21 protein-coding genes and 1 pseudogene are annotated in these 19384 nt (G+C 62.7%); 4 read left to right on the top strand and 18 right to left on the bottom strand.

Annotated features, from left to right (window positions below):
* The first annotated feature begins 66 nt into the window (after positions 1-66).
* Positions 67-972, top strand: a complete 906-nt coding sequence (locus GA0061105_RS08520) for a LysR family transcriptional regulator (RefSeq protein ID WP_092749387.1) — start codon at positions 67-69, stop codon at positions 970-972.
* Positions 968-1163 (top strand): annotated as a pseudogene (locus GA0061105_RS08515) (GyrI-like domain-containing protein); the annotation flags it as partial. The gene GA0061105_RS08520 and the pseudogene GA0061105_RS08515, both read left to right, overlap by 5 nt.
* Positions 1164-1185: 22 nt before the next feature.
* Here GA0061105_RS08515 and guaA read toward each other — a convergent pair.
* The 9 genes from guaA to GA0061105_RS08470 all read right to left on the bottom strand — a co-directional run bounded on the left by guaA (position 1186) and on the right by GA0061105_RS08470 (position 11085).
* Positions 1186-2748 (bottom strand): glutamine-hydrolyzing GMP synthase, encoded by a 1563-nt coding sequence (gene guaA / locus GA0061105_RS08510; RefSeq protein ID WP_092749385.1) that lies wholly within the window; start codon positions 2746-2748, stop codon positions 1186-1188.
* 114 nt (positions 2749-2862) lie between these two features.
* Positions 2863-3501 carry a 5'-methylthioadenosine/S-adenosylhomocysteine nucleosidase gene (locus GA0061105_RS08505; protein ID WP_064693489.1) on the bottom strand — a complete coding sequence of 213 codons (639 nt, stop codon included), beginning with the start codon at positions 3499-3501 and terminating at the stop codon, positions 2863-2865.
* Positions 3498-3947, bottom strand: a complete 450-nt coding sequence (locus tag GA0061105_RS08500; RefSeq protein WP_092749383.1) for a PaaI family thioesterase — start codon at positions 3945-3947, stop codon at positions 3498-3500. Before GA0061105_RS08500 ends, GA0061105_RS08505 begins: the two co-directional genes overlap by 4 nt.
* A 173-nt stretch (positions 3948-4120) precedes the next feature.
* Complete coding sequence (locus tag GA0061105_RS08495; RefSeq protein ID WP_092749381.1) at positions 4121-5200, bottom strand: DUF1513 domain-containing protein; 1080 nt, start codon at positions 5198-5200, stop codon at positions 4121-4123.
* A 4-nt stretch (positions 5201-5204) separates the two neighbouring features.
* Positions 5205-6305, bottom strand: coding sequence for an imelysin family protein (locus GA0061105_RS08490; RefSeq protein ID WP_092749379.1), 1101 nt, complete (start codon positions 6303-6305; stop codon positions 5205-5207).
* On the bottom strand, positions 6305-7843 hold the full coding sequence (locus GA0061105_RS08485; protein WP_092749377.1) for a di-heme oxidoreductase family protein: 1539 nt from the start codon (positions 7841-7843) through the stop codon (positions 6305-6307). The genes GA0061105_RS08490 and GA0061105_RS08485 overlap by 1 nt, the downstream gene beginning before the upstream one ends.
* 47 nt (positions 7844-7890) lie before the next feature.
* On the bottom strand, positions 7891-9165 hold the full coding sequence (locus GA0061105_RS08480) for an imelysin family protein (protein ID WP_092749375.1): 1275 nt from the start codon (positions 9163-9165) through the stop codon (positions 7891-7893).
* Between the two features lie 191 nt (positions 9166-9356).
* Positions 9357-10646, bottom strand: a complete 1290-nt coding sequence (locus tag GA0061105_RS08475) for an RsmB/NOP family class I SAM-dependent RNA methyltransferase (RefSeq protein WP_092749373.1) — start codon at positions 10644-10646, stop codon at positions 9357-9359.
* A gap of 133 nt (positions 10647-10779) precedes the next feature.
* Complete coding sequence (locus tag GA0061105_RS08470) at positions 10780-11085, bottom strand: septal ring lytic transglycosylase RlpA family protein (protein WP_245304236.1); 306 nt, start codon at positions 11083-11085, stop codon at positions 10780-10782.
* Here GA0061105_RS08470 and GA0061105_RS33285 point away from each other — a divergent pair.
* Positions 10985-11497: a hypothetical protein gene (locus GA0061105_RS33285; RefSeq protein ID WP_245304238.1), complete on the top strand. Its 513-nt coding sequence runs from the start codon at positions 10985-10987 to the stop codon at positions 11495-11497. The genes GA0061105_RS08470 and GA0061105_RS33285 overlap by 101 nt on opposite strands.
* Positions 11498-11551: 54 nt before the next feature.
* Here the strand turns inward: GA0061105_RS33285 and GA0061105_RS08465 are convergent, their stop codons facing one another.
* Genes GA0061105_RS08465 through GA0061105_RS08455 form a run of 3 tightly spaced genes read right to left on the bottom strand, consistent with a single transcriptional unit; the run spans position 11552 to position 14283 of the window.
* On the bottom strand, positions 11552-12421 hold the full coding sequence (locus tag GA0061105_RS08465; protein ID WP_092749369.1) for an SDR family oxidoreductase: 870 nt from the start codon (positions 12419-12421) through the stop codon (positions 11552-11554).
* Positions 12421-13578, bottom strand: coding sequence for a tRNA epoxyqueuosine(34) reductase QueG (queG, locus tag GA0061105_RS08460; protein ID WP_092749367.1), 1158 nt, complete (start codon positions 13576-13578; stop codon positions 12421-12423). The genes GA0061105_RS08465 and queG overlap by 1 nt, the downstream gene beginning before the upstream one ends.
* A gap of 12 nt (positions 13579-13590) precedes the next feature.
* Positions 13591-14283 carry a glutathione S-transferase family protein gene (locus tag GA0061105_RS08455; RefSeq protein ID WP_092749365.1) on the bottom strand — a complete coding sequence of 231 codons (693 nt, stop codon included), beginning with the start codon at positions 14281-14283 and terminating at the stop codon, positions 13591-13593.
* A 258-nt stretch (positions 14284-14541) separates the two neighbouring features.
* Here GA0061105_RS08455 and GA0061105_RS08450 point away from each other — a divergent pair, with 258 nt between their 5' ends.
* Entirely contained in the window at positions 14542-15339 is a 798-nt protein-coding gene (locus GA0061105_RS08450; RefSeq protein WP_092749363.1) for an undecaprenyl-diphosphate phosphatase, read from the top strand.
* 279 nt (positions 15340-15618) lie between these two features.
* Here the strand turns inward: GA0061105_RS08450 and GA0061105_RS32810 are convergent, their stop codons facing one another.
* From GA0061105_RS32810 to pmtA, 6 genes are all read right to left on the bottom strand, one after another.
* Entirely contained in the window at positions 15619-15771 is a 153-nt protein-coding gene (locus GA0061105_RS32810) for a hypothetical protein (RefSeq protein ID WP_092749361.1), read from the bottom strand.
* A gap of 280 nt (positions 15772-16051) precedes the next feature.
* Positions 16052-17032, bottom strand: a complete 981-nt coding sequence (locus GA0061105_RS08440; protein WP_064693501.1) for a complex I NDUFA9 subunit family protein — start codon at positions 17030-17032, stop codon at positions 16052-16054.
* Positions 17033-17142: 110 nt separating this feature from the next.
* On the bottom strand, positions 17143-17430 hold the full coding sequence (locus GA0061105_RS08435; protein WP_064693502.1) for a DUF1330 domain-containing protein: 288 nt from the start codon (positions 17428-17430) through the stop codon (positions 17143-17145).
* 23 nt (positions 17431-17453) lie between these two features.
* Positions 17454-18161 (bottom strand): orotidine-5'-phosphate decarboxylase, encoded by a 708-nt coding sequence (gene pyrF / locus GA0061105_RS08430; RefSeq protein WP_064693503.1) that lies wholly within the window; start codon positions 18159-18161, stop codon positions 17454-17456.
* Between the two features lie 6 nt (positions 18162-18167).
* Positions 18168-18749, bottom strand: a complete 582-nt coding sequence (locus tag GA0061105_RS08425; protein ID WP_092749359.1) for a histidine phosphatase family protein — start codon at positions 18747-18749, stop codon at positions 18168-18170.
* Position 18750: 1 nt separating this feature from the next.
* The gene (gene pmtA, locus GA0061105_RS08420; RefSeq protein ID WP_092749357.1) at positions 18751-19350 is read right to left on the bottom strand and encodes a phospholipid N-methyltransferase PmtA; all 600 of its coding nucleotides are present in this window, start codon (positions 19348-19350) and stop codon (positions 18751-18753) included.
* Between the last annotated feature and the right edge of the window lie 34 nt (positions 19351-19384).

Here is a 19384-nt window from a genome sequence, read left to right as displayed (position 1 = left end):
TAGATAAACAGCACTCAGTCCGACATACTGTTTTCTAGAAGCTAACAATGAGATGTTCTGGCCAGCATGGAAGCGATCAATCTCAACCGGCTCGCCTATTTCGCGGCGGTCGTCGATACCGGCTCCTTCACCAAGGCCGCGGATCGTCTCGGCATTACCAAGACCGTCGTCAGCCAGCAGGTCGCTCGATTGGAAGCCGAACTTCAGACCAGCCTGCTGATCAGGACGACACGCCGCGTGGAGCCGACCGAGGCAGGCCGCATGCTACATGCACGCTGCGTCATGATCTTCCGTGAGGCGGAGGACGCTGTCGACGAACTCTCAGGGGCCCGGGCCGAGCCGATGGGCATGCTGCGCATCGCCGCGCCCAACGATTACGGCGCCTCGACGATCGCCCCGGTGGCGGCTGCCTTTGCCCGGCGTTTCCCCGCCTGCACCGTCGACCTCGTTCTCTCCGACGCAAAGGCCGATCTCGTCGCCGATCATATCGACCTGTCGATCCGCGTCGGATGGCTCGACGATTCCACTCTGCAGGCCAGACGGATCGGCACCTTCCGCCAGCTTCTCGTCGCCTCGGCAAACCAGTTCGGGACGATCGCTGCCCGGGAACCTGAAGATCTCGCAGCCTTACCCTTCATCGCCAACGGCGCGCTGCGCGAGCCGCTGCTCTGGCACTTCGCCAGAGGGGACTTCGACCGTCGTGTCGTCCGGATGCGTCAGGCGCTCAGCATCAACACGACGCCGGCGGTGTTGACGGCAACGCTTTCCGGCGGCGGCCTGTCGGTGCTGCCGGATTTCCAGGTCGCCGACCACCTCGGCAGCGGCCGGCTCGTCGAGGTCCTGCCCGAATGGACCCTGCCATCCGGCGGAATTCACACCGTCTACCCGGCCGCCCGCTTCCGCCCGCCGAAGGTGACGAGTTTCGTCGCCATGCTGGTCGATGAAATCAGGCGTTTGGAGACGAACCGGTAAGAGGACGGCCCAATTGCGCGCCGTCGGCAACACCGACAATCTGGAGCCCGCCGCGCTCTACCTCTACCGCGACTGGCTGCTGATGAGCGGAGGAAGCGCGCAACTTCCCGATCTATTGCCAGCGCCTCAGCTTGTTTCCGGAGGTGCCGGAACATGAGGCCGCGGCGGAGCTATTTCTGCCGCTGAAATAGCGGCTAGACGGCGGCTTCTGCCCTACTCCCACTCGATAGTGCCGGGCGGCTTGGACGTGACGTCGTAGACCACCCGGTTGATGCCGCGCACCTCGTTGATGATGCGGGTGGCGGCGCGGCCGAGGAATTCCATGTCGTAGTGGTAGAAATCCGCGGTCATACCGTCGACGGATGTGACGGCGCGCAGCGCGCAGACGAATTCATAGGTGCGCCCATCGCCCATGACGCCAACCGTCTGGACCGGGAGCAGCACGGCGAAAGCCTGCCAGATGGCATCGTAGAGGCCGGCCTTGCGGATTTCATCAAGGTAGATCGCATCGGCTTCGCGCAGGATCTCGAGCTTCTCGCGTGTGATGCCGCCGGGGCAGCGGATCGCTAGGCCCGGACCCGGGAAGGGGTGGCGGCCGATGAAGCTGTCGGGCAGGCCGAGCTCGCGGCCGAGCGCACGCACCTCGTCCTTGAAGAGTTCGCGCAGCGGCTCGACGAGCTGCATCTTCATGCGCTCCGGCAGGCCGCCGACATTGTGATGCGACTTGATCGTCACCGACGGGCCGCCGGTGAAGGAAACGCTCTCAATCACGTCGGGATAGAGCGTGCCCTGGCCGAGGAAATCGGCGCCGCCGAGTTTCTTGGCCTCTTCCTCGAAAGTCTCGATGAACAGCCGGCCGATGATCTTGCGCTTGGTCTCCGGGTCGCTGACGCCTTCGAGCTCACCGATGAAACGGTCCGAAGCATCGACATGCAAGAGATGCAGATTGTAGTGCTCGCGGAACATGGCGACGACGTTGGCCGCCTCGTCCTTGCGCATCAGGCCGTGGTCGACGAGGATGCAGGTCAGCTGGTCGCCGACCGCCTCGTGGATCAGCAGAGCTGCGACGGAGCTGTCGACACCGCCGGAAAGGGCGCAGATGACGCGCTTGTCGCCCACCTGCTTGCGGATTTCGTCGACCGCCTTCTGGCGGTATGCCGACATCGACCAGTCGCCCTTGATGCCGGCGACATTGTGGATGAAATTGCCGATCAGCTTGGCGCCGTCGGGCGTATGCACGACCTCGGGGTGGAACTGCACGCCGTAATATTTGCGCTTCTCGTCGGCGATGAAGGCGAAGGGCGCGTTGGAGGAGGTGGCCACCACCTCGAAACCCTCAGGCAGCGCCGTGACGCGGTCGCCGTGGCTCATCCAGACCTGATGGCGGGAGCCGGAGGACCAGAGGCCTTCGAACAGCTGGCAATCCTTGTCGACATCGAGGAAGGCGCGGCCGAATTCGCGGTGATGGCCGCTTTCGACCTTGCCGCCGAGCTGCATGCACATCGTCTGCTGGCCGTAGCAGATGCCGAAAACCGGCAGGCCGCTGTCGAAGATGATCTGAGGCGCTCGCGGCGACCCCTCGTCCACCGTGGAAGCCGGGCTTCCTGACAGGATCACGGCTTTCGGCTGCAGGCGCTTGAAGCCCTCTTCGGCCGATTGGAAGGGAACGATCTCGCAATAGACGCCGGCCTCGCGCACGCGCCGCGCGATGAGCTGGGTCACCTGGCTGCCGAAATCGACGATGAGAACGGAGTCGGGATGTGCTGTCTGGGTCATGGCGAGGCTTTAAAGAAAAGCGCTTCGCCTGGCAATCCGGGAAATCGGCGGCATCGGGTTTTTATTGTTCCGATTGTCCCCGCGCATCTGACAGGACGCGCGGTGCGGTCAGTTTCAGAACCAGAAAACCCCGTCCTCCAGCGCCGTGAACAGGCTGTCGACGCCGTAGGAGAGCTTGCGGTCGACGATGTGCAGATATTCCGTCCAGCCGGAGATATGCTGCAGCTCCACCGCGCCGTCGGAAATGCCGCGCAGGCCGATCAGCGGCAGTTTATAGCCCTGGCAGGCGCGCAGCACCGCATAGGTCTCCATGTCGACCATGTCGGCATCGATGTCGGTATAAGCGGGACCCGAAATGACGTTGCCGCCGGTCGAGAGGCTGGCTTCGGCGATTCCCGGGATGCGCAGCGGCAGCTCGAGCGTCGCCGGCAGGTCCAGGAAAGGTGTTCTGCCCTTTTCGAAGCCGAGCGGAGACGCGTCCATGTCGCGGTAGGAGACCGAGGTGACCTGATAGATTTCAGTCTGCTCCAGCTTCGCCGAACCGGCCGAGCCGAGGGAAACGACGAGATCCGGCAGGTCGTCGGCCGCATCCAGCCGCGCGAGCGTCCTGGTCAGCGCAACCGCCGCCTCGACCGGGCCGACGCCGGTCATCAAGGGTTCGATGCGCGAACGCAGGAAGGGGCCGTATTCGGCCTCCGCCGCCATGACGAACAGCATGGATTTTCCCGCGACCGACTTCAGCTCGAACTTCATCCCGTAATTCCTTCTCTGCCACGGATGACCATCATCGTTCCGGTCATGGAGGCGATGAGTTTCGCCGGCCCGTCGCCGATCGCGTAGCCGCGCCCGTCGGCGACGATGATGGTGGAGCCGGGTTTGGTGATTTCGCCACGAAACAGGAAACGCTCGCCGCGCCCCGGCGACATGAGGTTGACCTTGAACTCGATTGTCAGGATCGAGGCCTCGGGGTCGATGACGCTGTAGGCCGCAAAGCCGCAGGCCGAATCCAGCGCCGCCGAAATGATGCCGGCATGCAGGATGCCGTGTTGCTGCGTCAGCTTGACGTCGAAGGGAAGCTCGATCTCGACGACGCCGTGCTCGACGCGCGTCAGTTCCGCACCGATCGTCTGCATCGCTGCCTGGCGCGCAAAATTACGGCGGATTCGCGCGCGGAAATCGCCCCTGTCAGTCTCGCTCATGGCTACCCCTCTCGAAGCCGAGAAAGTGGCATGACACGCCGGATTCGACAAGCTGGACATCGCCTTAAATCGGTCTCGGCGGCGATGGAAACGTCCAGCCGTGTCGCCGGGGCCACCTTTCGCCGTGCCGTCGTCGCGCAAGTCTTGTTTGGTCGTACGTTCATTCCACAGGTTTAGATCCGGACGATATGCTGATCCCAGGCGACCTCGCTGCGGATCGACCGGAAGTCGCCATCATAGGAGGAGACGGCAAAGCCTTCTCTTGCCGGCGCGATGCCGGCGGCATCCGGAACGGCAGTCTCGGCCAGCACCTTGCCCGTCCTGGCGTCGATCGTGACCGAGGCGCCGCCCTTCGGTGAGGTGACGCCGACGAGGCCCTCGCTGCGATTGACGGCGATCGCGCCGACGTAATTGGCAAGCCTGCGCGTCGTCTCTTCCGGCAGGTCGATGAAAGAGAGATTCTCGCCCTTGGCGAAATGGCCGACAAGTGGCGGTAGATCATTGCGATGGCCTTCATACTGGCAGGCGAACCAGATGCGGCCCTCGCCGTCGAGGTCGACGTGGCGGGTAGAGAGCGCCGACCATTCCGCCGGTAGCATGTGTTTTTCGATGAGCGCACCGGTCGCCGCATCGATCAGGACGAGAGACGGCTGCATCTCCCCGAGGTTGAGCTTCGTACGGCCGAAATCCGGATGCGTTTCGATGCCGCCATTGGCGACGATGAGAACGCGCCCGTCATCGGAAACGGTCATGTCGTGCGGACCGATGCCGTAGGTTTCGAATTCGCCGATGCGGGTGAAGCGGTCGGTGGCGTCGTAGAGCCCGATCATGCCGCGATTGCCATCGAAATCGTTCTCGCTGGCATAGAGGGTACGGCCGTCGGGAGAGAAGGCGCCGTGGCCGTAGAAATGCCGGTCTTCCCTTGAGCTGATGACGATCGGCTCGCCCTTGTGCCTGGGGTCGAAGATCATCGCATAGGTGCCGGGCCGGCGCGCGAAGGCGACGGTCTTGCCGCTGGCCGCACTGAAAGCCATGCCGTGAGCCCGCGCGGGAAGCGCCACCTGATCGACGATCTCGCCGCCCTCCGTCACGGTCGCGACGGCAAAGGAGCCGTCGGCTGCGCGAATGCCCGAGGCATAGACCGCATCGGCCCGTTCGAGAGCTATCAGCGACTTAGGCGCCAAGGCTGCAAGAAAGCCTATTCCTGCCGCCTTGACGAAACTGCGTCGGTCGATCGCGGCACTTCGCATCATCGTCTCAGTCTCCGTCGGAAAAGGAAAAGCCGGCCGAAAGCCCGATGGCCGCGCCGTAATCGTCGCTGATCTTGGTGATCAAATTACGGCTCTCGGCCAGCAACGTGTCGAGCTTGGCTTTCTCGGCGTCGCTGGTTGCGACTTCGATGTCCGGATTGAGCTTCGGGAGGCTCTCCAGCAGCGATTTGAAATCCTCGTCGATCGCGGCGGCGATCGCCTGCTTGTCCGGCGGTAGAAGCTCGGCCATGCCGGCCTTCTGCCAGAGCGTTCGCAAGCCTTCCAGATTGGCCGCCATCGATTTCCAGGTGTTCTTGGAGCGCCAATAGATCGCCATGCGCGGGCGCGGTGCGGTATCCTTGCCCTTGTAGAACTGCTCCAGCCGCTGGTCGCGGACGTTCTCCGCGCCGTGGACGAGAATGCCTAGCAGGGCGGTGACGGCTTCCTTGTTGTCCATGAAGTCGTCGCTCTGCGGGCCGGGATGTTTCCAGCTCGCCTGCACCCCGTCGGGCTTTTCCCAGGCGGCGACGACTTCGCCGGCCTCGCGCTGGATATTGCCGGCCACCGCCGCGCCGTAAAGGCAGCGGAAGCCGCCCTTCTGCTTCACGAGATCGTCGGAGCCATTGCCGTAAAGCACATATTCCAGCGCCGTCAGGCCCTGCAGCGCCACACTCTTGCCGGCGATCGCATCGACCGTCGCATCCTTCGGATCGGCCTTGGCGATCAGCGCCTGCACCTGCTTGAGGCCGACGCCCTTGCGGTCGGGATAGAACAGGATGTGCTCGAAGAGATTGTCCTGGATGACGGGGCCGGTCTGCACGATTTCGATGATCGACCAGTAGCGGATCGTATCGTCGAAGGCGGATTTTGCTTTGTCGAGCGTTTGCTGGGTGCCGCCGTCGCAGAGGTCCTTCATCGCCGTCGTCAGCCGGGCGGCCGATTGCTGCATGTTGCGATAGCCGGGACGGATCACTTCATCGACGGCACGCTGCATGACGGCGGGAACGGCATCTTCGTTCAGCCCTGCCTGCGGAGCGGCGGTCTGGGCAGCCGCCGATGTGGCGAAGCCGATCAGAGTGAGGCAGAGCAGCGGGTGCCAAAGGCGCATCAAAGTGACTCCAGGAATGTAATCAGGGCCCCCCTGTCGTCTTTGGACAGGGTGGAGAAAGCGTTGCGGGCCTTTTCAGCTTCGCCGCCATGCCAGAGGATCGCTTCGGTCAGATCCCGTGCGCGGCCGTCATGCAGGAAAAAGCTGTGTCCGCTGACCGTCCGGGTCAGTCCTATACCCCATAGCGGCGGTGTGCGCCATTCACGTCCGCTTGCAAGGCCGACCTGTTGCCCGTCGGCAAGGCCGTCGCCCATGTCGTGCAGCAGAAAATCGGAATAGGGCCAGATCAGCTGGAAGGCTTGCGCCCGGTCAGGTGCATCCCGGCGGGTGACGAATTTCGGTACATGGCAGGAAATACAGCCGGTTTCGTAAAAAATCCGCTTGCCCCGCAGCGTCTCGGGAAAGCTCGCCTTGCGCCGCGCCGGAACGGCCAGGTTTTCCGAATAGAAGGTCACGAGGTCGAGAATCGGCCCCGGCGCTTCTTCCGCCCCCAGCCGCTTCTGCACGCCGGTCGGCATATCGAGGCATTTTTCTTCCGCCTTGGTGCAGTCGCCATGCGCATCCGGCCGATCGGGCGTCGAGATGCCGACATCGTTGGCGAAGGCATCGGCGCTCTGATCGCGCACCGTGGCGTTCTGTGCCTTCCAGCCGAAACGACCGAGCGCGATCTTGCCGCTGCGATGGTCGCGCACGATCGCCGCCTTGCCCGAGATGCCGTCGCCGTCTGCGTCATCGGGGTCGGCATGGGCCAGGATATCGGCTTCCGGAATGGCTTCGATCAACCCGAGGCCGATCATCGCCGGCGCCATGCGCGCCGAAATGGTCGTCGCCGCGTCGAGCGGCCCGTAGGCGAGGTTCGTCGCCGCATAATTCGGCCGGCGAAGCGACACGACCTCGCCATCGCCGAGCGTCACCTTTTCTTCGTCATAGCGGATCGCCATCCGGCCTTCGGCGGCAAGGCCGGGAACGGCAAGGTCCTGCAATTGATGGCCATAGACCGGATCCGGGAAGTTGACGACGTCGGCATTCGCGATCGCCCGCTCTTCCTCCGGCGTTTTGGCGGCGCGCGCCAGCCGCAGGAACATCGAGGTGGCGCTCGGGCCGCCCTCCGGGGGTTTGCCCCGGCCGTCATTGACATGGCAGCTCATGCAGGAGCGGGCATTGAAGAGCGGTCCGAGACCATCTGAGGCCTGCGTCGAGGAGGGGGAAGAAACCCAGAGCTTGCGGAACAGCGCATTGCCGAGCTTGAAATTCTGCTCTTCCTCGAACGGTATGTTGGCCGAAACATGCGAGAAGCTGTCCTCGGTGACGGGATCGATCGAGGTCGCGGCACCCGCCTGCATCGCTTCGTATTGTTCGGCCTTGGAAAAATCCCTGGTCGGTTGCGTGACGTCGGTAACGCGTTTGAGATCGGCCTCGGAAAGGTCCGTTCGTTTGGTTGGCAGGTCGAACCCGCCCGCAATGGCTGCGGAAAATCCGGCAAGCATGGCGCAGAGCGCTGCGCTGGCGATCAATCGGCTGGCCGTGGCATGCGACATTTCGGGGCTCGGGCCGCTCCGGCTTCCGAAGCGGCCCGCCTTTTTACTTATTTGAAGACGGCGTTAGGATTATCCAAGCTGTCGGAACCTTCAAGCTGAACCGTGCCGAGATCGAGTGCGGCAATAACGCGCTGGATCGACTTCGTCTGGTCGATCAGTCCGTCGATGGCGGCCTGGACGACGGCGTTGCCTTCCTTGTTGCCCTCGCCGATCATCTGGTCGTACTTCTCGACCGTCTCGCCGCGTTTGGCCATGGCGTTCATCGCATCGAGCGTCTTGTTGAGCTTGCCTTCCATCTCGGCATCGAGCGTCTTGTCCTTGGCGGCGACGAGGTCGTGCAGCGACGGGCCGCTGAGCTTGGTGCCGTCGACGCGGGTGTAGTTGCCGGTATAGGCGGCGGCGATGCCGATCGCGTCGTTGAGATGCGAGTTGTAGGTATTGTCGGAGAAGCAATCATGTTCTTCTTCCGGATCGTGCAGCAGCAGCCCGAGCTTCATGCGCTCGCCGGCAAGCTCGCCATAGGAAAGCGAACCCATGCCCGTCAGGATCGCGACGAGCCCCGCCTTCGCATCGCCCTCGACGTTCTTGGTCGCAGCCCCGTCCGGCTTCCAGTTGTCGGCCATTTCCTGCAGATCGGAAACCAGCAGGGTGGAGGCGGACTTCAGATATTCGGCGCGGCGGTCGCAATTGCCGTGCGTGCAGTTCTTGAGGTCGTAATCCGTCGCGGGGCGGTTGCCGGCGCCGGGACCGGTGCCGTTCAGATCCTGGCCCCAAAGCAGGAATTCGATGGCGTGATAGCCGGTCGCGACATTGGCTTCGATGCCGCCGGCCTCCTGCAGCGTGCCGGAAAGGAATTCCGGCGTCAGCTTCGAGGCGTCGACATCCTTGCCGTCGATCTTGATCGTCTTGTTGGCGATGACATTCGCAACATAGAGCGAGTTTTCGTCGCTCTCGGTGCCGTAGGAGCCATCGACATAGTCGATCAGGCCCTCGTCGAGAGGCCACGCATTGACCTTGCCTTCCCAGTCGTCGACGATCGGATTGCCGAAGCGGTAGACTTCCGTCTGCTGGTAGGGAACGCGCGCCTTGATCCAGGCATCCCTGGCGGCCTTGAGCGTCTCGTCGGTCGGCGCCTTGAGGAAGGCATCGATGGCGGCGTCGAGCGCTTTTGCCGTCGTCAGCGAGTCCTCATATTTGGCATGCGCCACCTCGGCATAATGTTTCACCACGGCGGCAGCATCGGTCTCGGCCTGCGCGGGAAGGGCGAGCAGGGCTGCGGGGGCAATCGCCAGCACGGCTGCGCGGAATGTGTTGAGCTTCATGATCCTCTCCTCTGACGGATCTTCCGTCTAATGGGGCTTCGTCTCTTCGCGCAAAAGCAAACTGGTGTCAAATGCTCTAGTTTGGAATAATTTTAAGGATGCAGAGGTGCTTCCAAACCGCCGGTTTGCAAGGCGTCAGCCGGAAAAATCAGCGTCAATGGTGGGGCGGTCCCGGCATCCGCCAAGCCGCGTCAGCCCTTCCGCTGCATGCGGCAGAAGAAGAAGCCGTCCGTGTCGGTGGAGGCGGGCGTCAGCGTCACCGTCAGGCCGTCGGAGGAATGCGGACGCGGCGCGTCCTTTCCGAAGAGCGCGTCCCAGGCGGGCAGGGCGCTGACGATCTGAAAGTCAGAATTGCCGGCAGCAAAGCGGCGCACCTGTTCCTCGTTTTCCTGGGGCAGCACCGAACAGGTGACATAGATCAGGTCGCCGCCCGGCTTGACGAAGCCGCTCGCCTGCGTCAGCGCGTCCTGCTGCTGCGCGGTGCGTTCGTCGAGGTTCTTCGCCGTCAGCCGCCATTTGGTATCCGGGCGGCGGCGCCATGTGCCGGTGCCGGTGCAGGGCGCATCGACCAGCACCTTGTCGCAACGTCCGGCAAGGCCGGAGAGCCCTTTGACGTCGTCATGAACCTGGACATTGCGCGTGCCCGCCCGCTTCAGCCGCTCGATGATCGGCGCCAGCCGCTTGCGGTCGGCGTCATAGGCGTGAATTTGCCCCTTGTTCTGCATGGCGGCGGCCATGGCGAGCGTCTTGCCGCCGCCGCCGGCGCAATAATCGAGGATCTGTTCGCCGTCGCGCGCGAGCACCAGATCGGCGACGATCTGCGATCCCTCGTCCTGAACTTCGAACCAGCCTTTCTGGAACGAAAGCTCGGCTGTCACGTTGGGAAGTCGCGAGGCGCCTTCGCCTGCGGCAATCCGGATGCCGTAGCGGGCGATCGTCGCCGCATGCGCGCCGGCTCTTTCGAGCGCCTTGACGGCCTTGTCGCGGGAGGCTTTCAGGATGTTGGCGCGCAGATCGAGCGTCGGGCGGGCGGCAAGCGCCTGCGCCTCGGCGAGCCAGCTTGCGCCAAAGGACTGTTCGAAGGAGGGTTGGACCCATTCCGGAATATCGCCCTGCACATGCAGGGGCGCATCGTCGAGCGAGCGACTTTGGAAAGCCGCAACGGTGTCAGGCGAAAGCGGTGCCGGCGCAAATTTGTCGTCCGCCAGTTCGGCGGCGAGGCTGTCAGGTGTAAAACCCCACTGGCGGAACATGACGGCATGGGCAATGGCCGAGGCGCTGTCGTCATCCATGAGCCAGGCATGGGAAAGCCGCATGCGCAAGGCGTCGTAGACGATATTGCCGATCGCGGCGCGGTCGCCGGAACCGGCGAAGCGATGCGCGAGGCCCCAGTCCTTCAGCGCGTCGGCGACGGGCCGCTTGCGGGTGTCGATATCCGCGAGCACAGAAATCGCCCCTTCGAGGCGGCCGCCCAGACGCATTCACATATCTCCTGTTGCCGTGACCTGTAATGCTCCGCACATAGACGGTGGACGGATTGTCGACAGGTTTCAACCGCGTGGTAACCGCGATTGGCGGCAAGAGCAAGCGCCGCTGGCGGCGCAGCTTTCAGCCTCAGCTGACGATCTGGTAGCAGACCTTTGCGGTGCCGGAGCTCACCATACCGATATTCTGTGCGGCGGCGCGCGACAGATCGAGCACGCGGCCACGAATGAACGGACCGCGATCGTTGATGCGAACGACGACGGTGCGGCCATTGTTGCGGTTGGTGACCTTCACTTTGGTGCCGAATGCGAGCGAACGATGCGCGGCAGTCAAGATGGCAGGGTTCATACGTTCTCCGGAAGCAGTTTTGGAGCGAAGTGCGTACCATGAAGCACCGCCACAGCCATTTGCAGCAAAACCTTCCGCCGGAAGCATGGAAGAGCAGGCCGCAATAGTTGCCGCAGCGATAATAGAACGGCTGATTTTCTTCAAAACGGAGTATCCCTCAACTATTGAACACACGCCCTTGCAGGCGGCGGGGCTTAAATCCGTCGAAAAATGGCGAAAAAGTGCCGATCGTGATCACGGAATGTTACGTTGTGTAATATTTGTGATGCCGTTGATTAAATGTCGTAATTCGCCGCCTGCGCCAAGACGTGGAAAAAACCTAATGAAATCAGTTAAAATTCAAATAATTTTTTCGAGGAGGTTTTCAGCGCCAGGACCTTCACAAAAATCACAAAATTTTTTTTCTGCTTTCGCCATATTTGCTGCCACATTTGAGCAAATTCAAAGGCCGTTAACCATAAGATGCGGCGAGAATTGTCCGAATAAATGCGGAAAGTAGGAATTTCCTACTCATTTCGGGTGATGGCGCTGGTCACAAGCCGCCGCCCGAAATCTAGCCACGCCAGCGCCCGTCCTGCCACAATTGGGCAAGCGACATCGGGTAATTCGGGAAGGAGAATTCGAAGCCGGCAGCCTTTAGTTTCGCGTTCGAAACCCGCTTGTTCTCGCCGTAGAAGGAACGCGCCATTGGTGTCAGTTCGGCGGTTTCGAAAGCCTGTTCCGGAGGCGGTTCGACACCCATCAGCCGTGCCGCTTCGACGATCACATCCTGCGGCGGCCCGGGCCGGTCGTCGGTGATATTATAGATGCCGCCGAGGCCTCGATCCGACAGGAAGCGCGCCGCCGCGCCGATATCCTCGACGCGGATGCGGTTGAAGACCTGGTCCTTCTTGATCAGCCGCCGCGCCGTGCCCTTTTCGAGATTGCAGAAAGCATTGCGCCCAGGCCCGTAAATGCCGGAAAGACGCAGCACCGCCGCTGGCACGCCGCGCTCGCGGCCCATTGCCAGCCAGCCCTCTTCGGCCTCGAGCCGTTCTTTCGACCGTCCGGAAACGGGCACGCAGGGCGTTTCCTCGTCGATCCATGCGCCCTTGTGATCGCCATAAACGCCGACGGTGGAGAGATAGCCGATCCATTCGAGCCTCGGCAGCAGGCCCGCGCCGTCTTTATCGAGCAGCCGCAGCAGCGGGTCGGCCTTTCCAGGTGCGATCGACTGCACGAGATGTGTGACATCGGCCAAAGCTTCGACGAGCTTCTCTTCGATGGTCTCGCCATCGAACAGGTATGCCTCGATGCCGGCGCGGCGGAGCGCTTCCATCTTCTCTGCCGAGCGCGTCGTGCCGGACACGCGCACGCCGTCGCCGGCGAAAGCCTTGGCGATTGCCGTGCCGGAAAAACCGCAGCCAAAGATCATCACATGCATCAGCCCACTCCTGCCAGCCGCCATTCGTTCAGTACGTCGTCATCACTCTCGTCGGCCCTTTGTGCGGCAAAGACCGAAAATTCGCCAGCCTCCATCAGCCTTGAAAGCGCCCAGATCGCCATACCCCGCACCACCGGCGAGACATCGCCGGCGAGCATGCGACATTGCGGGATGAGCGCCTTCTCGCCGGAATTGCCGGCGGCGATCAGTACGTTGCGGATGAAGCGGTCGCGGCCGATCCGCTTCACCGGCGATCCGCTGAAAAAGGCGCGAAAAGCGGGATCGTCGAGCGTCAGCAGAAAGGCGATCGACGGCTCCTGCAGATCTTCCCGCGCCTGCAGCTTCATCTCGGAGGCAGCACTTGCGAACTTGTTCCAGGGACAGGCGGCAAGACAGTCGTCGCAGCCGTAAATGCGATTGCCGATCAGCATCCGCAGGTCGGGATCGATCGGCCCCTTGTGCTCGATGGTGAGATAGGAAATGCAGCGCCGCGCGTCGATCTGGTAGGGCGCCGGGAAGGCGGCCGTCGGGCAGGCGTCGAGACAGGCGCGGCACGAGCCGCAATGATCGGTCTCCGGCGCGTCGATGGCAAGATCGGCGGTGGTGAACATCGTGCCGAGGAACAGCCACGAACCATGCGTGCGGCTGACGAGATTGGTGTGTTTGCCCTGCCAGCCCAATCCGGCTGCCGCCGCCAGCGGCTTTTCCATGACCGGCGCGGTATCGACGAACACCTTGACGTCGGCGCCGGCCCGCGCCGCAAAGCGCGTGGCGATCTCCTTCAGCCGGCCCTTGATGATGTCGTGATAATCGCGATTGCGGGCATAGACGGAGATCGCCGCTTTGTCCGGCTTGGCGAGGATGCCGCGCGGATCTTCCTCGGGGGCGTAGTTGAGGCCGAAGACGACGACGGATCGTACCTCGCTCCAGAGGGTCCGGGGATCGCCGCGCCGCTCGCGCGTCTCCGCCATCCACTCCATCGTTCCGTGCCGCCCGGCATCGATGAACTCGCCGAGGCGCTGTTTCGCGTCGGGGATCGAATCGGGACGCGTGATGCGGCAGAGATCGAAGCCCTTGGCGGCAGATTCCGCCCTGACGAAGTCGGTCAAATTGTCGCGGCGCCGCCGCTCTTTGTCGTCTCTATAAGCTTCGGGCATGAAGAGCCCTCGTCAGAAATCCAGATCGGCATAGTGTGAAACGGGGGTCAGGCCGCGCACGCGCTCGGTCAGCATCGGCCGGAAGGAAGGGCGCGACTTCAGCCGCTGGTACCATTCCTTGACGACGGGCGCATCGGCCCAATCGATCTCGCCGAGATAATCGAGGATCGACACCGAGGCGGCGGCGGCAAGATCGGCATAGCTCATCCGCTCGCCCGCCAGCCACTGGCGCGAGCCGGCGAGCCAGGTGAGATAGCGCATATGCTGGCGGATATTCGCGCGGGCCGTGCGCAAAATCTTCGAATCCGGCGCTCCGCCACCCTGATCGGCAGTCATCTGCAACTTGTAGACACGCTCGCGCGCGAGCGGCTTCGTCACGTCGTTTTCCATCTTCTGCATGAACCATTCGCTCAGCCTGCGGATTTCCGCCCGCTGGAAAGGGTCCTCGGCGAGCAGCCGCCGGTCGCGCTTCAAGACCCCGTGGGTCTCGTCGAGATATTCGGAAATGACGGTGGCGCCGCAGAGCGCACGCATGCTGTCGTCGACATAGACCGGCAGCGTGCCGGCCGGATTGAGCGCCAGGAAATCCCGGCGTTTCTCCCATGTCTGCTCCTCGATCAGATCCGCCTGATAGCCGTATTCCGCCAGGATCAGCCGGACGAAGCGGGATGCGGAGGACATGGGATGATGATAAAGCGTGGGCATCGATACTCGGGCTTTATGATTGCTGTTACAGGACTGTGTGGCAGCTCGTTTATAGCGCCTTAGTCATGACTCATTGGTTGAAGCTATAGGAGCTTGGCCCGGCCAATACAAGCGAATCGGCTTTCACGCCATCTGACAAGGGACAAAACACACGTCTTGCGTACGAGGATAACGGCTGCCTGATCGGCTCAGACGCAGCCCAGAACATCTCCAGCAGGAAATGCTCGATCCGAACGACCTTTAAACCGGAGACAATTTATGGACTATATCAATGCCGCCATTCTCGGTGTCATCGAGGGGATCACCGAGTTTCTGCCGATCTCCAGCACCGGCCATCTCATCATTGCGGAGCAATGGCTCGGCCACCGGTCGGACATGTTCAATATCGTCATTCAGGCGGGCGCCATTCTTGCCGTCACGATCATCTACTGGCGGCGTCTCGTCGATCTGGTGCTTGGCTGGCGGGAGCCTGAGAATCGGGACTATGCCGCCAAGCTGATCGTCGCATTTCTGATCACCGCAATCCTCGGCCTCGTCGTCAAGAAACTCGGCTTTCAACTTCCGGAGACCGCGACGCCGATCGCCTGGGCGCTGATCATCGGCGGCATCTGGATGATCTTTGCCGAGTGGGCCGCCGCGCGCCGGCCGCCGCATAAGGAGATCACCTGGCTTGTCGCCATCCTGGTCGGCATCGCCCAGATCGTTGCCGGCGTCTTTCCGGGCACGTCACGCTCCGGCGCCACGATTTTCGTCGCCCTGCTGGCCGGCACCGGCAATCGCGCCGCGGCGACGGAATTTGCCTTTCTCGTCGGCATCCCCACAATGTATGCCGCAAGCGGCTATGAGTTGGTGAAGACCTTCAGGGATGGCGGAGCGGCAGGCGAAGACTGGACGGCGCTCGCCATCGCTTTCATCGTTTCCACGATCGTCGCCTTCATCGCGGTCAAATGGCTGCTCGCCTATATCAGAAGCAATCGCTTCACCCTGTTTGCCATCTACCGCATTATTCTCGGCGTCCTGCTGCTCGGCATGGCCGCGACCGGTATGATCGCCTGAGGCATCTCCATCGCATCGCATTCGCGCGACTCTCAGGCGCGGATGCGATGCGCTGCAGCCTCGCGAGTGTTTTAGTCCAAGATGCGGATCGAGGGCTGAGCCTCGTGGACACATATGCCATTCCCGGCATGGCGCCGACTTTAACAGACAAATGTTGAGACTGTGCGCCCGCACTGATAACGCGGGCAGGCCGGGCGGTCGGTTGAAACGCTCGGTGTGAGGCGTCCGCCTAGCGGTGCCTGTCTGGATAGCCGACCGGCGCCAAGGCCGGTCTTTTCGTCAATGGATGATCGAAGCCGTCGAGCAAGGATCGACGCCGTAGGCCGGCGAGCAGTCGCCCTTGAGCGCCGCAACCGAACCGGGCGCAACGAAGGAGCCCGCCATGATAATCAGCGCCGCACACGCAAACAGGAGCGCGATTGACTTGCCCATTGAGAAATGCCTTTCACAGTGATTGCCGCACGCTTTCGCAAGCGTTGAGTCCGTTCGAGGACGCGCGGGTTTGGTAGTCAGTGGAATGACAAATAGCAATAAACGTTCCTGCTAAATTTCGCGTTAATTCCGCAAATTTTCCGATGCGACTTTTCTGCAACTGCTCTTGAGCCGAGCGGCAAACGGACCTACCGGATTTGCGCCGCCGGTGGTTAAAAACGGCAACGGCAAATGCCGTCCGCCTTGTCCGCGAACGGCATTGTTAAATCATCGAAATTGTTCAGGCAGCCTTGCCGGAGCCGGTATACTGGCCGTGCGGACGATACTGTACGAGGTAGGACTCGAGCACCGATGCCGGCATGGTCGGCGTAATGCCGAGCCCCTTCAGCGTGCGGCCCTCCGCCTCGGCTTCTGCGGAAACGACGTTGTCGCGCTTGAGCAGGCGCACCTGGTCCGGCGTGATCGGCGGCGTCACGAATGGGACCAGCGAGGCGATGCTGCCGATCAGCGACGCCACGCCGAAGGGCAGGGACACCAGCGGGTTCTTGCGGCTTGTCACCTTCAGCATCGTCTCGAGACATTCGCGGAAGCTCAGAACCTCTGGCCCGCCGAGCTCATAGACCTTGCCGCCTGCGACCTTGCCGTCGACGGCGCGGGCGACCGCCTCGGCGACATCCTCGACGTAAACCGGCTGGAATTTCGTCTTGCCGCCGCCGACCAGCGGCAGGACGGGCGACATGCGGGCCATGTCGGCAAACTTGTTGAAGAAGCTGTCCTCCGGTCCGAAGACGATCGATGGGCGGAAGATCACCGCATCGGGCTTGACGGAGAGGATTGATGTCTCGGCGCGGCCTTTGGTGCGGCCATAGTCCGAATCGGAATTCGCGTTGGCCCCGATCGCCGAAATATGGGCGAGGGTGGCGCCGGCATTGCGCGCCGCTTCGGCAACCGCCCGCGCGCCGAATTCCTGCACCGCGTCGAAGGTGTTGCGGCCGGTCTCGTGCAGGATGCCGACGCAGTTGACGACGTGGCTGGCGCCCTCGACGGCGCGGTCGATGGAATTGCGATAGCGCAGGTTCGCCTGCACGAATGAAATCTGGCCGACATTGCCGAGCGGCTGCAGGAAGCCGGCGAGATCGGGCCGGCGCACGGCGACGCGGATGCGATAGCCGCGCTTGGCGAGCGCCCGCACCACGTGCCTGCCCACGAAGCCGGACCCTCCGAACACGGTGACGAGCGGCGGCAGGTTGGCAAGGGTCATGGCAGGCTCCTCGAAAGGCTGTGCGGGATGCTGTATCGGCACCGTATTAGCCCAAACCCGACGCGACGGGAAGGCCCATCCCGCCGCGAGTTTTGCGGATGCGAAGGGACTCAGACGCCTTCGACGACGACCATTTCCGCATCCGCCGCTTCCTGGCGGATTTTCGCGGCGATCTGGTATTCCGGTGAATTATAGCAGTCGACGGCATGCTGCATCGAGGGAAATTCGATCACGACATTGCGGGCACGCGCCTTGCCCTCGAGCTCGGTGATCGCGCCACCGCGCGCCAGGAAAGTCGCGCCGTATTTCTCGAAGGCCGGCTTGGCTGCTGCCACATAGTCCTTATAACGCTCGGCATCGCGAACATCGACGCGGGCGATCCAGTATCCCTTGGCCATGGTCTTCTCCCTTTGCGATTGAATTAGCGGTTTGCCGGCCAGAGCGCGCTGACCATCTCATTGAGGACGGCGCGGGCGGCCTCCCTCGGATCGGGCGCCTTGACGATCGGTCGGCCGACGACGAGATGAGTTGATCCCGCCTTCAGCGCGTCGAAAGGCGTCATCACCCGCTTCTGGTCGCCCTTGTCGCTGCCGGTCGGGCGGATGCCGGGGGTGACGATCGCCATGTCGGGTCCGAGGATCTCGCGCACTTCGGCCGCCTCCGCCGCCGAGCAGACGATGCCGCCCATGCCGGCGGCGCGCGCCTGTCCGGCGCGGCTGAGCACCAGGCTGTGCGGATCCTGGCTGTAGCCGGCTTCGGCGAGATCTTCGGCATCCATCGAGGTCAGCACGGTCACGCCGAGCAGGCAGAGGCCGGAGCCCGCCGCGGCCTCGACTGCGGCCCTCATCGCCTTCGGATAGGCATGCAGCGTCAGCATCGACATGCCCATCTTGGCAATATTCTCGACGCCTGAGGCGACGGTGTTGTCGATGTCGAGCAGCTTCATATCGAGAAAGATCTTCTTGCCGCTAGCGGCAAGGTCGCGGGCGAATTCGAGGCCACCGGCAAAGACCAGCTGATAGCCAATCTTGTAGAAGAGAATGTCGTCGCCGAGCGTGGAAACCAGTCTTTCCGCCTCGCCGATCGTTGGAACATCCAGGCCGACGATCAGCCGCTCGCGTGCGTCCATGTGAAGTCACCCCCGCCAGTCTTCGATGGGCGTCCAGTCGCATTTTAGGCCGAGATCCGCAAGGCCGAAAGCATAGAGATTGCCGCCGCCGCCCGGCTGGTCGCGGTCCCGGCCGATCGGCCTGCCCGCAAGATGGCATTTGAGCAGCGTGCCGACGCCGCCATGGCCGACGAAGGCGATGGGTGCTGCCGCATCATGGCCGGCGAGAACGGCCTTGACCGCCGTTACGATGCGGGCCTGGGCATCGACGGCGCGCTCCCAGCCCTTGAAGCTCTCTTCCGGATGGGCAAAGAACCAGTTGGCCGCCTCTTCGAATTCAGGTGGCGGCAGGAAGCCGGTGGCCGAACGGTCATTCTCGTGCATGGCATGGACGATCTCGACTTTCGTGCCGGAGGCTTCCGCCAGGATCTCGGCCGTTTCGATGGCCTTTGTCTCGTCGCTGGAGACGACGCGCCGCAATTGCCTGGCCCAGCCGCTCTCGGCCGCCTTGCGCGCCCGCGCCGCGCCGACATCGGAAAGCCCCCATTTCGGCACGGGCACGTTGGCATCGATCTTGACTTGCGGATGGGTGATATAGAGCCCGAACATCTCAGCCGCGCTTGTAGACCCAGAGCTGCGCCGGCGGAATGTTGCGCATGACGAAGTCGAAATGCTGAATGTGGTAGCGGTCGGGATTGGCGGCGATCGGCGAGATCGCGCCATAGGAGATCTGCACCACCGGCCGGCCGGCAGGCAGGCGGTCGAGGAGGCTTTCGAGCAGCGAGACGCGCATCGCCATCGGGAAGTTCAGAAGCGGAATGCAGGAGATGACGCAATCGAACGTCCGGTCGGCGAACGCACCGAGCGTCGTTTGAAGATCGAAGGCATCGCCGTTGATGAAATTCACGCCGGGATAGGCGCGCTGCAGATGCTGGTGGAAATCCGTCGAATACTCGATCGCCACCAGATTGTCCGGCTCCACGCCGCGGCCGAGGATAGCCTTGGTGATGGCGCCGGTGCCGGGGCCGAGTTCGAGGACCGGCAGCCCGGAATTGAGGTCGATGACGCTGGCCATGCGTTTGGCGGTGATCGAGGAGGTCGGCACGATCGAGCCTACAGTCTTCGGCCCCTGCATCATGCCTCGGAAGAAGCGAATTTCGTCGTCGAACTTCTTGCCCAGCCGTTCCTTGACCTTGACCCGTAAGCGCATTCTCCACCCATCCGCACGTTGATCGACTGTCTTA

Origin of the sequence: Rhizobium aethiopicum, from assembly GCF_900094625.1 — a bacterium.
GTDB classification, from domain to species: domain Bacteria; phylum Pseudomonadota; class Alphaproteobacteria; order Rhizobiales; family Rhizobiaceae; genus Rhizobium; species Rhizobium aethiopicum.
Note: the sequence above shows the minus strand (reverse complement) of the source record. Positions and strands in the feature narration are given on the sequence as shown.

Excerpts from the sequence above, each read along its gene's own strand:
- GA0061105_RS08520 (WP_092749387.1), top strand. The coding sequence starts at position 67 with ATGGAAGCGATCAATCTCAACCGGCTCGCCTATTTCGCGGCGGTCGTC.
- guaA (WP_092749385.1), bottom strand. The coding sequence starts at position 2,748 with ATGACCCAGACAGCACATCCCGACTCCGTTCTCATCGTCGATTTCGGC.
- GA0061105_RS08505 (WP_064693489.1), bottom strand. The coding sequence starts at position 3,501 with ATGAAGTTCGAGCTGAAGTCGGTCGCGGGAAAATCCATGCTGTTCGTC.
- GA0061105_RS08500 (WP_092749383.1), bottom strand. The coding sequence starts at position 3,947 with ATGAGCGAGACTGACAGGGGCGATTTCCGCGCGCGAATCCGCCGTAAT.
- GA0061105_RS08495 (WP_092749381.1), bottom strand. The coding sequence starts at position 5,200 with ATGATGCGAAGTGCCGCGATCGACCGACGCAGTTTCGTCAAGGCGGCA.
- GA0061105_RS08490 (WP_092749379.1), bottom strand. The coding sequence starts at position 6,305 with ATGCGCCTTTGGCACCCGCTGCTCTGCCTCACTCTGATCGGCTTCGCC.
- GA0061105_RS08485 (WP_092749377.1), bottom strand. The coding sequence starts at position 7,843 with ATGTCGCATGCCACGGCCAGCCGATTGATCGCCAGCGCAGCGCTCTGC.
- GA0061105_RS08480 (WP_092749375.1), bottom strand. The coding sequence starts at position 9,165 with ATGAAGCTCAACACATTCCGCGCAGCCGTGCTGGCGATTGCCCCCGCA.
- GA0061105_RS08475 (WP_092749373.1), bottom strand. The coding sequence starts at position 10,646 with ATGCGTCTGGGCGGCCGCCTCGAAGGGGCGATTTCTGTGCTCGCGGAT.
- GA0061105_RS33285 (WP_245304238.1), top strand. The coding sequence starts at position 10,985 with ATGGCAGGGTTCATACGTTCTCCGGAAGCAGTTTTGGAGCGAAGTGCG.
- GA0061105_RS08470 (WP_245304236.1), bottom strand. The coding sequence starts at position 11,085 with ATGCTTCCGGCGGAAGGTTTTGCTGCAAATGGCTGTGGCGGTGCTTCA.
- GA0061105_RS08465 (WP_092749369.1), bottom strand. The coding sequence starts at position 12,421 with ATGCATGTGATGATCTTTGGCTGCGGTTTTTCCGGCACGGCAATCGCC.
- queG (WP_092749367.1), bottom strand. The coding sequence starts at position 13,578 with ATGCCCGAAGCTTATAGAGACGACAAAGAGCGGCGGCGCCGCGACAAT.
- GA0061105_RS08455 (WP_092749365.1), bottom strand. The coding sequence starts at position 14,283 with ATGCCCACGCTTTATCATCATCCCATGTCCTCCGCATCCCGCTTCGTC.
- GA0061105_RS08450 (WP_092749363.1), top strand. The coding sequence starts at position 14,542 with ATGGACTATATCAATGCCGCCATTCTCGGTGTCATCGAGGGGATCACC.
- GA0061105_RS32810 (WP_092749361.1), bottom strand. The coding sequence starts at position 15,771 with ATGGGCAAGTCAATCGCGCTCCTGTTTGCGTGTGCGGCGCTGATTATC.
- GA0061105_RS08440 (WP_064693501.1), bottom strand. The coding sequence starts at position 17,032 with ATGACCCTTGCCAACCTGCCGCCGCTCGTCACCGTGTTCGGAGGGTCC.
- GA0061105_RS08435 (WP_064693502.1), bottom strand. The coding sequence starts at position 17,430 with ATGGCCAAGGGATACTGGATCGCCCGCGTCGATGTTCGCGATGCCGAG.
- pyrF (WP_064693503.1), bottom strand. The coding sequence starts at position 18,161 with ATGGACGCACGCGAGCGGCTGATCGTCGGCCTGGATGTTCCAACGATC.
- GA0061105_RS08425 (WP_092749359.1), bottom strand. The coding sequence starts at position 18,749 with ATGTTCGGGCTCTATATCACCCATCCGCAAGTCAAGATCGATGCCAAC.
- pmtA (WP_092749357.1), bottom strand. The coding sequence starts at position 19,350 with ATGCGCTTACGGGTCAAGGTCAAGGAACGGCTGGGCAAGAAGTTCGAC.